This is a genomic window from Arthrobacter bambusae, from assembly GCF_030812595.1.
Classification (GTDB): Bacteria; Actinomycetota; Actinomycetes; order Actinomycetales; family Micrococcaceae; genus Arthrobacter; species Arthrobacter bambusae_B.
Map to the genome: position 1 here is coordinate 1 of NZ_JAUSSZ010000001.1, position 13,474 is coordinate 13,474.

9 protein-coding genes are annotated in these 13,474 nt (G+C 65.5%); 2 read left to right on the forward strand and 7 right to left on the reverse strand.

Features of this window, described 5'->3' with window-relative positions:
- Positions 1-92 precede the first annotated feature (92 nt).
- Positions 93-761, reverse strand: coding sequence for a lipoyl(octanoyl) transferase LipB (lipB, locus tag J2S96_RS00005; protein WP_306858658.1), 669 nt, complete (start codon positions 759-761; stop codon positions 93-95).
- 142 nt (positions 762-903) lie between these two features.
- Between lipB and J2S96_RS00010 the strand changes: the two genes are divergently transcribed.
- Positions 904-2,547 (forward strand): serine/threonine protein kinase, encoded by a 1,644-nt coding sequence (locus tag J2S96_RS00010; RefSeq protein WP_370872952.1) that lies wholly within the window; start codon positions 904-906, stop codon positions 2,545-2,547.
- A gap of 22 nt (positions 2,548-2,569) precedes the next feature.
- On the opposite strand, the gene J2S96_RS00015 is transcribed toward J2S96_RS00010, so the two are convergent.
- Positions 2,570-3,469 (reverse strand): TIGR01777 family oxidoreductase, encoded by a 900-nt coding sequence (locus J2S96_RS00015; protein ID WP_306858661.1) that lies wholly within the window; start codon positions 3,467-3,469, stop codon positions 2,570-2,572.
- A gap of 83 nt (positions 3,470-3,552) precedes the next feature.
- Between J2S96_RS00015 and J2S96_RS00020 the strand changes: the two genes are divergently transcribed.
- Positions 3,553-7,053, forward strand: coding sequence for a S41 family peptidase (locus J2S96_RS00020; protein WP_306858663.1), 3,501 nt, complete (start codon positions 3,553-3,555; stop codon positions 7,051-7,053).
- 75 nt (positions 7,054-7,128) lie between these two features.
- On the opposite strand, the gene J2S96_RS00025 is transcribed toward J2S96_RS00020, so the two are convergent.
- The 5 genes from J2S96_RS00025 to J2S96_RS00045 all read right to left on the reverse strand — a co-directional run bounded on the left by J2S96_RS00025 (position 7,129) and on the right by J2S96_RS00045 (position 13,233).
- Positions 7,129-7,557 (reverse strand): OsmC family protein, encoded by a 429-nt coding sequence (locus tag J2S96_RS00025; protein WP_306858665.1) that lies wholly within the window; start codon positions 7,555-7,557, stop codon positions 7,129-7,131.
- A 148-nt stretch (positions 7,558-7,705) separates the two neighbouring features.
- Positions 7,706-8,077 carry a hypothetical protein gene (locus tag J2S96_RS00030; RefSeq protein WP_306858666.1) on the reverse strand — a complete coding sequence of 124 codons (372 nt, stop codon included), beginning with the start codon at positions 8,075-8,077 and terminating at the stop codon, positions 7,706-7,708.
- Positions 8,078-8,222: 145 nt separating this feature from the next.
- Complete coding sequence (gene sucB, locus J2S96_RS00035; RefSeq protein WP_306858668.1) at positions 8,223-9,992, reverse strand: 2-oxoglutarate dehydrogenase, E2 component, dihydrolipoamide succinyltransferase; 1,770 nt, start codon at positions 9,990-9,992, stop codon at positions 8,223-8,225.
- Positions 9,993-10,096: 104 nt separating this feature from the next.
- Entirely contained in the window at positions 10,097-11,479 is a 1,383-nt protein-coding gene (gene lpdA, locus J2S96_RS00040; protein WP_306858669.1) for a dihydrolipoyl dehydrogenase, read from the reverse strand.
- 233 nt (positions 11,480-11,712) lie between these two features.
- Positions 11,713-13,233: a leucyl aminopeptidase gene (locus J2S96_RS00045; RefSeq protein ID WP_306858671.1), complete on the reverse strand. Its 1,521-nt coding sequence runs from the start codon at positions 13,231-13,233 to the stop codon at positions 11,713-11,715.
- Positions 13,234-13,474: the final 241 nt, after the last annotated feature.

Genomic DNA, 13,474 nt, shown 5'->3' on the forward strand with positions numbered 1-13,474 from the left:
CTTGGCCTTGATCCACTCGGGCTTGCGTTCGACCGGGACGGCTTTATTGCGCTGTTCAACGCGCAGCAGCTTACGGCCTTCAGGTGCCAGGGTCACTGGAGTGCTCCTTCGGGGCTGGAAACGAGTGCTTCTTCGTGCTTGCGGAACTCTTCCATGAAGCGCTCGGCAATGTCGGCCGGGTTGATGGTCTTACCGGTCTCGATGGACATGGTGGTGACGCTGGCATCCGTAATGCCGCACGCGATGATCTGTGCGTAGGGAGCGAGGTCGTTGCTGCAGTTGATCGCCACGCCGTGCATGGTGACACCGTCCAGGACGCGGATGCCGATCGCGGCGATCTTGCGGTCCGGACCCTTGTCGTCAGCGAGGATCCAGACTCCTGCCCGGCCTTTGACCCGGGTGGCCTTGATCCCGTAGTCCTCCATGATTGCGATCATGACGGCTTCGAGGCGCTCGACGTAGTCACGGATCCCGGCGCGGTTCTTCAGTTTGAGGATGGGGTAGGCAATGAGCTGGCCCGGTCCGTGCCAGGTCAATTTGCCGCCCCGGTCCACCGGTACAACGGGCGTGCCATCAAACGGGCGCTCGTGGTCTTCGGTGAGCTTGCCTGCGGTATAGACCGGGGCATGCTCCAGGAGCAAGACGGTGCTGGGTTTCTCGCCGGCAACAACCTTGTTGTGGAGTTCGCGCTGGATATCCCAGCCCTGCATGTAGTCAACGAAATCCGGGGCAAGACCCAGCTGTGAGAACTCAAGAGTCATGGGGACAAGCTTAGACCCCGCTGACCGCACGCAATGATTTTGTGGCCAAGCTCTCAGTCTTACCCGGATTGCTCGCCAAGCCCGGTCCCTGGCCTGTGGATAACTTCTGCGGCAATCCGCGATTTCCGGTATTTGTTGAGGCATGGAGACTTTTTCGGCGGGCTGGAGTGGTCAGGACCATGAAGGGGACGCTATTTCCCCTGGGATCGAACCTCGGGAACCTGTGATCCCGGGGTTTGTTCCGGTCCGTGAGCTGGGGTGCGGCGGAAGCGCCGCGGTGTGGCTCGCAACGGAGCAACGGTCAGGGAACAGTTTCGCCGTGAAATGCCTTGGCCGGACACCGGAGAAAGCGGCTCCAGGCGAGGCCGGGTCATACATGCTCCGGGAGGTGCAGCTTCTGGCCCGGCTCGAGCACGAGCACCTCATCAAGGTCCACGGCGTCATCGAGTTGGCAGGGTCCTTCGACGGGGGCTTGGGCGTGGTCATGGATTACGCCCCGGGAGGCTCGCTTGGGCAGCTGGTGTCCAGCAGGGGGCGCCTCGGGGTGGGTGAGACGGTGACGGTCCTGACTCCGCTCGCGCAGGCCCTGGCCTATCTGCATCGGCAAGGCATCACACATTCCGATATTTCGCCAGGGAACGTGCTGTTCACCGCCCAAGGGAAGCCCCTGCTCTCCGACTTGGGTATTTCCCGCGTGGTTGGTGATGCTCCAGGGGTCGCGGACGCCGGCACCCCCGGGTTTGTTGATCCGGATCCGATCGTCCAGGGGACCTCGGAGCTCCAGCCGCAGCGCGATACGTACGCCCTCGCCGCCGTCGGCTGGTATTGCCTCACCGGTTCCGCTCCGGACCCTGCGGCCCGCCGGCCGCCCCTGACTTTGCTGGTCCCCGAGGTCCCGGCCGCCCTGGCCGTTGCCATCGAGGCCGGTCTTCATCCTGAGGGGCAACAGCGGCCTTCCGCGGCCGAATGGGGTGTTGCCGTCTACCGCAGCGCCGCGCCCGAACCCGTGGACCTTTCCGTTTCAGTGCACGCCACGGTAGTACCGGAACTTATGACCCGGCGTCGGGCTGGCGGCACCCGCGCAAAGCGCGCCCGCATCTCGGCACTTTTCGCTCGCTTCCGGCAGCCGGGGCTTGCTCGCAGGCACCGGCGCGCCATTGCGCCGGTTTCCGTACGACGGCGGGTGGGGTCCATGGTGCTCGCCCTCGGGATAGTTGTGGGCGCCGGAGCGGTAACTACAATGTGGTGGGCCGGTGATCGAGGACCGGGGGCCGGGCCGCCGGCGCCGGTCCCCGACCCCAGGGCTGAGCAGGATGGGCAACAGCGGGATGAGCAGGGAACCGTCCTCGATGGAGTTCCCGCTGCGGTTCCTGCGGCAGCATGGGGCCAGATCCGATCCCACGAGCCCGGGGAAGCCATCAAGGGACTCTCGGCGATCCGGGACACGGCGCTGAATTCGGGCAGGTTTGAGCTGCTGGAACACGTCAACGTGCCGGGTTCGGCGGCCGCTGTCTCGGATGGAAAGCTCAGGGACGAATTGATCGACGCCGGATTGGTCCTCGCAGGGTTCTCCACCAGATTGGCCAGCGTGAGCGTTGAAAGGACTCCCGGGACGGACACGGCAACCGTTGCTGTCACGGTGGAAACCTCCGCCTATGAGGAGCGGGACGCCTCAGGGAACGTCGTCGGAAAGCGCCCGCCGGGCGAACCGAAGGACCTCAGGGTGGTTCTCCTGCGCGGCGACGGCGTGTGGAGGATCACGGAGATCCTGGCCAGGCAGGCTTAGTGGCAAAACAGGCTGTTGGTGGTCATTTGCCGCCGCTTGCCACCCATCGGGCCGCGTCCGCCAACGCGGGGTGCTGCCAGGAAAACCCTGAGTCCATGAGCTTGGCCGGCTCCATGCGCTGGTTGGCCAGGATGAGTTCCTCTGCCAGATGGCTGCCGAGTGCCAGGCGCAAGGCCAGCGCGGGTACGCGAAGGAATGCCGGCCGGTGCAGGGCCGCCGCGAGTTGTGCAACGATCGCGTTGACGTCGGCGCTTTCCGGGGCGCACACATTGACGGCACCTTCGAGCGAGGAATTGAGCACGTGCTCGAGGGCTGAAACCTCATCCACGAGGGAAATCCACGGCCAGTATTGCCGGCCGTTTCCCAAGGGTCCCCCCAAGCCCAGCTTCAACAGCGGAAGGAGCGGCCCCAGCGCTCCGCCATCAGGGCTGAGGACCACGCCGGTACGCGGCGTGACCACCCGTACTGCGGCAGGTGCGGTGTGGGCGGCGGCTTCCCAATCGACGCAAAGGGTCGCCAGCTTGCCTTCGCCCGGCCCTGCGTCCTCCCGGAGGAGGCCGGCGCGGGAAGCGCCGTAGTAGCCGGAGGCCGACTGGCTCAGGAAGGTTCCGGGCGGAGTGCCCAGCCGTCCCATGGCGGCGGTGAGCGTTTGGGTTGTCCGCAAGCGGGAGTCGATGATCTCCCGCACCCGTGCCTTGGTCCAGCGGCGATCACCGATGCCTGCCCCGGAGAGGTTGACCACCGCGTCAGCGCCGTCGAGTACCGCCTCATCCAATTGCCCGGCGGCCGGGTCCCAATATGCCTCGCCCGCCCCCGAAGGCGGTCGACGAACCAGCCGGACAACGTCGTGCCCGCTGTCGAGGAGACGCGCCGAGAGAGCCGTTCCGATGAATCCTGAAGCACCCGAAATCACGATCCGCATGCCTCATCACATCATGGCGAGCGTCACTTCGGCACTACGGCAGGCCTCAAAGGGCTCGCTTCTCCTTTGACTATGATCGAACAATGACCTCCTCCAGCTACTTCCGTTTCCCGCATTTGCATGGTGATTTGATCACTTTCGTGGCCGAAGACGACATTTGGATTGCGCCTGTGGCCGGAGGCCGCGCGTGGCGGATTTCCGCCCAGCAGCTCCCTTCCCGCAATCCCCGCTTCACCCCGGACGGCAAGCGGCTCGTCTGGACGACGATCGTCGGGGCCGCTCCTGAGGTGGTGACGGCGAATGTCGACGGCGGCGGGTACCGGCAGTTGAGCTACTTCGGGCACAGCACCACCCGGGTCAAGGGATTCACTTCCTCGGGTGATGTCGTGGTCACCACCGCATTCGAACAGGCTGAAGGGCGGCATACTCATGCGTACGCCTTGCCGCTTGACGGCGGCCCCGCCGTCGAGCTTCCCTTCGGCCCCGTCGAATCGGTGGCATTCGGCCCGGAAGTGGGGGACGAGCGCCCCGTGGTCCTTGCCAGCGTGCTCTCCCGGGAACCCGCCTGGTGGAAGAGGTACCGCGGCGGTACCGCGGGGAAGCTGTGGATCGATGCCGACGGGAACGGCGAGTTCGCCCGCTTGGTTCCCTCGCTCGACGGGAACCTCGCGGACCCGCTTTGGGTAGGCGGACGGATCGCCTTCGTTTCGGACCACGAGGGTTACGGGAACCTCTATTCCGTGAAGCCGGACGGCTCGGATCTTCGCCGGCACACCGATCACGAGGACTTCTACGTCCGGCATGCTTCGAGCGACGGCAAGCGGGTCATCTTCGAATCGGCGGGCCGGTTGTGGATCCTGCCGACGCTTGAGGCCGACGCCGAGGCGGTACAGCTGGACATCAGCCTGGGCTCGGCATCCCAGTCCCGCCGGCCTGCACCCCTCAAAGTCTCCGCCCACTTGGGCGAAGTCCTCCCCAATGCCGCCGGTTCGGCCAGCGCGGTGGAATCGCACGGAACCATCCACTGGCTGCGCCACAAAGACGGACCGTCCCGGGTGGTCGAAGCGACGCCGGGCGTGCGGGCAAGGCTTCCCCGGCCGCTCAGTGACGGTCGCATCGCCTATGTAGCGGACCACGACGGTGTCGATTCGATGTACATCAAGAGGATTGCACCGCGTTTTTCACGGCCAGCCCCCGAAGCGCCGGTCCAGGACCCCGCACCGGCGCAACGCGAAGCTGAAGAGGACGCGGCCGCACAACTGCCCCGTCCCGTCTCGGCGTCAGCCATTGCGGGACAGCCCGCGACGTCCGGGGTTCGCTTGCCGGAGCCGCACGCGGAGCCCGCTCCGGCGTCCGCGGAGGCCGACGCTGTGCCGCTCGCCTCCACGGGCAGTGGAGCCGAAGAGCCGCGGCCAGACTCCCTCAGGATCGATTTCCCCAGGGCGGCCCGTCCAAGCGCCCTCGAAGCCAGCCCCGACGGCCGGTGGCTCGCCGTGGGTACGGCGTTCGGGGATGTCTACCTGGCCGACACTGCCAGTGGCACATTGTCGCTGATTGTCAGCGTGGGGGACGGCAGCATTGACAGCCTCACATGGTCGCCGGACTCACGATGGCTCGCCTGGTCCGAGCCTGTGACGTCGTTCGGCTCGCGGAGCAAATTGCGCATGGTCAGCGCCGCCGATCCGGAGGACATCGTGGATGTCACGGACGGCCGCTTCCGCGATGAATCGCCGGCTTTCACACCCGATGGCAAATTCCTGGCGTTCCTCTCGAACCGCAGCTTTGATCCCGTCTACGACGGCCATGCCTTTGATTTGTCTTTCCCGAGCCCCATCAAGCCGTACCTCGTGGCGCTCGCTGCAGCCACTCCCTCTCCCTTCGGCCCGGTCGCGGATTTGTTGGACGAGGACGACTCCGAGCCTGCGGCGGGAACGAAGGACGATGCCCCAGCGGCTGTACACGTCCGCGTGGACCGTGAGGGGCTGCAGTTGCGTGTCATAGGCGTACCGGTGCCGCAGGGCAATTACTCGGCGCTTTCGGCCTCCAGCGGCGCACTGCTGTGGCTCGACACCCCGCTCTCAGGTGTGACGGGAGATGGCCGTGGCACGGTGCAGGACAAGGCACCCGCTCCGGCATTGGTCCGCTACGAGCTTTCGAAGCAGAAGCAAGTTACCCTTGCGTCCGCCGTGGAGCGCTACCGACTGTCCGGAGACCGCAAGAAACTGGTGTTCGTCAACGACAAGCGGGTTGTCGCCGTACCGTCTGACGCCAAGGTGGACGAAGAATCAGCCGAGCACGTCAAGGTTGAGCTCAACCGGATCCGGGTGGTCATGGATCCGTTGGCCGTGTGGGGACAGGCATTCGACGAAGCATGGCGGCTGCAGCGGGACTTCTTCTGGACCGAAGACATGGCTGGCCAGGACTGGGATTCGGTGCACCGACAGTACCGTCCCGTCGTCGAGCGACTGGGCTCGCACGACGACCTGGTGGACCTCCTGTGGGAATTGCACGGTGAGCTGGGCACTTCCCACGCCTACGTGCGCCCGGCGGCGGTGGGTGAGCCCGGAAGCAACGGACAGGGCAGGCTCGGTGCCGACCTCAGGCTTACGGAGGCCGGTTGGGAGATCACGCGCATCCTCGCCGGAGATTCCTCCGATCCCCTGGCCAACTCGCCGCTGACGCGGCCGGGAGCAGACGCGAAGGTGGGCGACGTTGTTCTGGCGATCGACGGCGTCGGGCTTTCCGCAGACCGTACTCCGGCGAAACAGCTGGTGGGTGCCGCGGGCCGCACCGTGGAACTCACGCTCTTGAACGGCGGTGGGCACGGTGCGGCGGCCGGCCAACAGCGGCGGATTGCCGTTGTTCCGGTGAAGGATGAGGAACGGCTGCGGTACCAGGAATGGGTGCACGCCAACCGGCGCACGGTACGCGAGGCCTCGGATGGAAAGTTCGGCTATCTGCATGTCCCGGACATGATGGCCAACGGCTGGGCGCAGCTTCACCGGGACCTCGATACCGAGACCTCGCTGGACGGGTTGATCGTCGATGTGCGACGCAACCGTGGCGGCCACACCTCGCAGCTCGTGGCTGAACTGATCGGCCGCAAGGTCACGGGCTGGAGCATGCCCCGAGGCGAAAAGCCGCGTACTTACCCGCATCATGCTCCGCGGGGCCCGGTCATCATCCTCGCCGACGAATTTGCCGGTTCCGACGGCGACATCATCACCCAAGTATCGAAACTCCGCGGCATCGGCCCGGTGATCGGCACCCGGACCTGGGGCGGCGTCGTGGGCATAGACAACCGCTTCTCCCTGGCAGACGGCACGGGCGTCACCCAGCCGCGCTATGCCACGTGGTTCTCCGGCGGCATCGGCTGGAGCGTGGAAAACTTCGGCGTTGAGCCTGACATCGAAGTGGTGTTCCCGCCCCACGCGTATGCCGCCGGCACCGATCCGCAGCTGGAGTACGGGATCGGCGCGCTCAAGGAAATGGTCCAGGAACTACCCACGGACCGGCCACCCCTGCGTGAAGGCTACCGCAAGGTGCGCCCGCCCGTGTTGCCCGCGCGGCCGCAACGAGGCTAGCTGGAGGCCCACACACCGAAGTCCCCGCCTTCCGGAAGAAAAGGCGGGGACTTCGTTTCTTGGGACGTGGTGCCGCTAGGAAGCGAGCGTGGCGTCCAGTGTGATCGGAGTTGCGCGGAGTGCCTGGGAAACCGGGCAGTTGGTCTTGGCGTCTTCGGCGAGGCGCTGGAATTCTTCTTCGGAGACACCCGGGATGCGTGCGCTCACGGTCAGGTGGATGCCGGTGATGCCTTCGCCCGGCTGGAAGGTGACGTCGGCCTTGGTATTGACCTCCTCCGGCGTGAAGCCGGCGCCCGCCACGCCGTTGCTGAACGCCATCGAGAAGCATGCCGAGTGTGCGGCTGCAATGAGCTCTTCGGGGCTGGTCTTGCCCTCTGCGGACTCCGCACGGGCCTTCCAGGTGACGTTGAAGGTTCCGAGTCCGGAGCTGTCCAGCGTGGTGTTGCCGGCGCCGTCCATCAGGTTGCCGTTCCATACGGTGTGTGCGGTGCGTGTTGTAGCCATGTCCACTCCTCAGCGTCGTTGCGAATCGGCATCCCGATGCCGGATGCCGCCGGGTTCAATCCTATGGATTCGACGGCGGCGCCGCACCGCTTGTCCGCTCTTAGAGGATTGTGACCAGCGCGGCTTGGCGTCGTCGATGATTCCGGCATTAGGGCCAGAGCGTTGCGATCGCGATGTTGACCAGCGCCAGTCCGCCGACGCCATGCGCCAGGCCGGTGGAGACGGCCTCGCCCTTCTTGACCTTGCGGGAGCCGATAACGGCGAGCACGGCCACGGCGAGGCCGATGGCGAACTTGATGCCGAGCTTGAAGTAGTTGGGGTCGGCGAAATGGGCGGGATCTTGTTGGTGGAGTACCGGCAGAATCCCCATCATGGCAATGCCGGTGATCAGCTGGACGAAGGCGCCGTCCCGCTGGCGCGGGTGGACAGTCGGTTGCCTCATGGTGGCAATCCAGTAGCCCACAATCATGGCTGCGCCAACGATGTGCAAGAACAGCAGGACGCTCAAGAGAATAGTCATGGCTCCAAGCTTAGCCAGAATTTTCTACGTGCCGTAGCAAAGCCACGGCACGATATCCGGGGCCTAATTCAGGGCACGGAAAAGCGGGAGGCGCCTCGGCGGTTACCCACCGAGGCGCCCCCCGCCGTCGTGATCATTGCTGGACCTAGAGGCCCAGGTCAGCTTCGAAGGCGCCCTCCTCAAGGCGGGCCTTGAGGGTCTGCAGGAAGCGGCCTGCGTCTGCACCGTCAACCAGGCGGTGGTCGTAGGTCAGCGACAGGTACATCATGGAGCGGATGGCGATCGAGTCATCGCCGTTCTCGTCCGCAACCACGACCGGACGCTTGACGATCGCGCCGGTTCCCAGGATGCCCACCTGGGGCTGGTTGATGATCGGCGTGTCGAACAAAGCGCCGACTGAACCGATGTTGGTGATGCTGAAGGTACCGCCCGAGAGCTCGTCCGGACCGATCTTCCCCTGACGGGTACGGCCGGCGACATCGGCGATCTTGCCGGCCAGGCCGGCAAGGTTCAGGTTGCCGGCGTCGGAAATGACCGGGACCAGCAGGCCCTTGTCGGTGTCAACCGCAATCGCGAGGTGTTCCGCGTTGTGATAGGTGATTTCCTGCTTGGCCTCGTCGTATGCCGCGTTCAGCTTGGGGTGCTGCTTCAGGGCTTCGGCCACGGCCTTGGCGATGAACGGCAGGAAGGTCAGCTTGACGCCGTTCTGGGCCTCGAAAGAGCCCTTGGCCTTGAGGCGGAGCTTGGCGATCTTGGTCATGTCGACCTCGTGCACCTGGGTCAGCTGCGTTGAGGTTTCGAGGGATTCGCGCATGCGGCGGGCGATGACCTGGCGGATGCGGGGAGCCTTTTCGACAGTCCCGCGGAGCGAGGAAACCGCTGCGGGAGCTGCAGCGGGCTTGCCGGGGGCTGCGGCCGCCGGGGCGGGAGCAGCGGCTGCCTGCGACGCCGCTTTCTGTGCGTCCGCAGCGGCAAGCACGTCCTGCTTCCGGATTCGACCGCCGACGCCGGTGCCCGTCACGGTCGTGATGTCGACGCCGCTCTGGTTGGCCAGCTTGCGGACGAGGGGGGTGACGTAGCCGGACTCGTTCGACGACGCTGCGGGTGCGGCAGCAGGTGCGGGAGCTGCGGGGGCTGCCGGAGCCGGTGCGGCGGCGGGGGCTGCCGGAGCTGCGGGTGCCGGAGCGGGTGCGGCGGCAGGTGCCGGAGCCGGCGCTGCCGGTGCGGCTTCAACAACCGGTGCCGGGGCTGCCGCGGCGGGGGCTGCTGCGGCAGGGGCGCCAGAGCCGATGACGGCAAGAACGGATCCGACTTCAGCAGTGTCGTCCTCGTTGACCCGGATCTCAAGCAAAGTGCCCGCGACGGGGGAGGGGATCTCGGTGTCGACCTTGTCGGTGGAGACCTCAAGGAGCGGTTCGTCGACCTCGACGGTGTCGCCTACGGCCTTGAGCCAGCGGGTGACGGTGCCTTCGGTGACGCTTTCGCCCAAGGCGGGGAGAGTCACTTCGTGACCCGATGCCTCGCCGGAAGTTGCTGCCGGGGCCGGTGCTGCCTCAGGGGCCGGGGCTTCTTCTGCTGCGGGGGCAGGCGCAGCTGCTGCTTCTTCCGCCGGTGCGGCGGCAGGCGCTGACGGTGCTTCCTCCGCGGGTGCGGCTGCCGGCGCTGCAGCGCCGTTGCTGCCGCTGCCGATCCGGACCAAGGGAGCGCCGACTTCGGCGGTCTCGTCTTCAGCTACGAGGATTTCTTCGATGATGCCGGCAACAGGAGACGGGATTTCAGTGTCTACTTTGTCGGTGGAGACTTCGAGCAGGGGCTCGTCGACTTCCACTCGGTCACCAACCTGCTTGAGCCAGCGGGTGACGGTGCCTTCGGTGACGCTTTCACCGAGGGCGGGCAAGTTAACGGATTCAGACATGTCGTCCCCGTTCTCCTTATTGGTCTTTAGTGCGGATGAGTGTTGCCTGCTGGGTCCTGCGCCCGCAGTTCGTACGGACGCAGGACCGGGTGTCTTGCGGGGACTTAGCCGTGGAGCGGCTTTCCTGCCATCGCGAGGTGGACTTCGCCCAAGGTCTCGTTCTGCGTCGGGTGTGCGTGGATGAACTGCGCCACGTCCTCCGGGTGTGCTTCCCAGTTGACGATCAGCTGTGCTTCGCCGATCTGCTCGCCCATGCGGGAACCGATCATGTGGATACCGCAGACGGGGCCGTCCTTCTGGCGGACCACCTTCACGATGCCGCCGGTGCCCAGGATGGAGCTCTTGCCGTTGCCGGCCAGGTTGTATTCCTGGGTCTGGACCTGGTCCTCGCCGAACTTCTCCTTGGCGCCCTTCTCGGTGTAGCCAACGGTGGCGATCTCGGGTTCACAGAAGGTGACCTTCGGGATGTTCACGTCTTCGACGACTACCGGGTTCAGGCCTGCGATCTCTTCGGCGACGAAGATGCCCTGCTGGTAACCGCGGTGGGCCAGCTGGACACCCGGGACGATGTCGCCGACGGCGTAAATGTTGCCGACGCCGGTGTGCAGGCGCTCGTTGGTGATGACGAAGCCGCGGTCGATCGTGACGCCTGCCTCTTCGTAACCGAGGTTCGCGGTGACGGGGCCACGGCCCACCGCAACCAGGAGGAGGTCGGCTTCGAAGGTCTGGCCGTCAACGAGGGTGACCTTCACGCCGTTGTCGTCCTGCTCGACGCCCTGGAAGAAGACGCCCGTGCTGAACTTGATGCCGCGCTTCTTGAAGGCCCGCTCAAGGTTCTTGACGATGGCGGTGTCTTCGTTGGGGACGAGGGAGGGGAGTCCTTCAACGATGGTGACGTCGACGCCGAAGGACTTCCACACGGACGCGAATTCGACGCCGATCACGCCGCCGCCGAGGACAATGACGCTCTTGGGGATGTAGTCCATGGTCAGCGCTTCGTCGGAGGTGATGACGCGGCCGCCGATTTCCAGTCCGGGCAGTGAACGGGAGTAGGAGCCCGTGGCCAGGACGATGTTCTTGCCCTTGTAGGCTGTGCCGTTCACGACGACGGTGTCAGTGCCCTGCAGCTTGCCTTCGCCTTCGATGACCGTGATGCCCTTGGACTTGATGAGTCCCTGCAGGCCCTTGAACTTACCGGCGACGATCCCGTCTTTGTACGCGTTCACAGCTGCGATGTCGATGCTGTCCAGCGTGACGTTGACGCCGTACTTGGCGGAATCGCGTGCGTGGTCGGCCAGTTCGGCCGAGTGCAGCAGGGCCTTGGTCGGGATACAGCCGTTGTGCAGGCAGGTGCCGCCGAGCTTTCCCTTCTCGACGAGACCAACGGTGAAACCAAGCTGTACGGCACGCAGCGCCGTGGCGTAGCCGCCGCTGCCGCCACCGAGTACCAGGATGTCGAATTCTTGCGCAGTTGCCTGATCGGCCACTAGGACGCTCCCTCGCGTGAGCGATGACACGCGACTACGCGTCATCTGGTCTTGGAACTTGTACTGCCGCGATTATGCCAGCACCGAAGTTCTCTTGCATTTGTGACTACCGTGGTTCACCTTAGCGAACCACCTATCCATGCTCCACCCTGCCGGGGCTTTTGTGTGGAGCTTGTGGCGAGACTCACGTCGGGCCGTGGGGCCGGTCATGAACCGGCCCCACGTGGAGAAAGTTATGCCGTGGCCAGCACGTCTTCGACATAGGCGACGAGCGTCCGGACGGTGCAGCCGGTACCTTGCTTGGGTGTGTAGCCGTAGGGGCTGCCGTTGTTGAAGGACGGTCCGGCGATGTCGACGTGTGCCCAAGGGATCTGTTTCCCCTCGGCGTCCTTGCCCACGAACTCGCGCAGGAACACGGCTGCTGTCATCATTCCGCCATGGCGTTCGCCGATGTTGGCGATGTCAGCCACCTGCGAGTCGAGGCTGGCCCGCAGCTCTTCCGGCATCGGCATCGGCCAGACGAGTTCGCCCGCGCGGTCTGCTGCGGACTTGATGGCGCCGGTGACGTCGTCGGAACCCATGACACCGGCAGTGCGGTTGCCGAGGGCGATCAGCTGGGCGCCCGTCAGCGTCGCGACGTCGATGATGGCGTCCGGCTGCTCGAGGCTGGCCGCGACCAGTCCGTCCGCCATGACCAGGCGTCCCTCGGCGTCGGTGTTGAGAACCTCTACCGTCTTGCCGCCGTACACGGTAAGGACGTCCGCCGGGCGCTGTGCGGCGCCGGAGGGCATGTTCTCCGCGATGCAGAGCCACGCGGTCACCTTGACGGGCAGCCCGAGCCCTGCGACGGCCAGGACAGTATTAAGGACGACGGCGGCGCCCGCCATGTCGCTCTTCATGTCGCCCATGCCAAGGGCCGGCTTGATGGAGATACCACCCGTGTCGAAGGTAATGCCCTTGCCGATAAGCGCGATCTTCTTGGTGGCCTTGACCGGGGCATATTCCACCTTGACGAGGCGCGGCTGGCGGGTTGAACCCTTTCCAACGCCCAGGATCCCGCCGAAACCATCCTTTTCGAGGCGCTTTTCGTCCCATACGGTCACCTTGACGGGCAGTCCCTTGGAGAGTTCCTTGGCAGCTTCGGCAAAGGACTCCGGGTAGAGGTGGCTCGGCGGCTGGTTGACCAGGGTGCGGGTGGCGTTGACCGCGCGGCCCACGAGCAAGGCCCGGTCGAGCGCGGGCTGGACATCCTTGGAGTCAAACGCCGTGTGGATCAGGACCTTGCCGACCGGATCCTTCAGGCCGTCCTTGCTTGAACGGTGCTCCGTGTAGGAATAGGAACCCAGCACGGCGCCTTCGGCGACCGCCGCGACGTCGGCGAGCGACGCCGTCGGGAGGGCCAGTGTCACGGACGACAAACCGGCCAGTTGGCGGACGGCGGATCCTGCGGTCCGGCGCAGGGTTTCCTCGGCGAGCAGCGCGTCGTCGGCGACTTTGCCGACACCTGCAAGGACGAGGACACCCGAACCGGTCTCCGGAAGACCCGGCAGACGGTGTACCTGATCGGCTGCTCCCGTGATTCCGAGGAGCCCCAGGGAAGCCGCGAGCGTTTCCGCAGCCTTCGCCCCCAGCGGGTTCCCGAGCAGGACCGGCCCGTCTTCCCCCTGACCGACGGCTATCACGAGTGCGTCGCTGGGCGCCTTCTTCAGGTCCTTGGCGATAGTGCCAAGGGCGATGTCTGTAGTCTTCACCACGAGGATTTGTCCTCATCTCTCTCTGCATGGCTCGGCCGGGCTGCATGTTAGGCGCCCTGCCCTGATTCCCGTCGGCTGTCCGCTTGTGACAACCTCGGTGGTTGCTTGGGTCCGCGCACGGCGGCACGTCTCGATCGTAGTCTGTCTGCCGCGCCGGAAAGCAATTAAATGAGAGCTGCGGCACATTGGGCGAAAGGAATGCGTGGCCCGTCCGAGGCGTTGTACCAATACATGGAGCGTG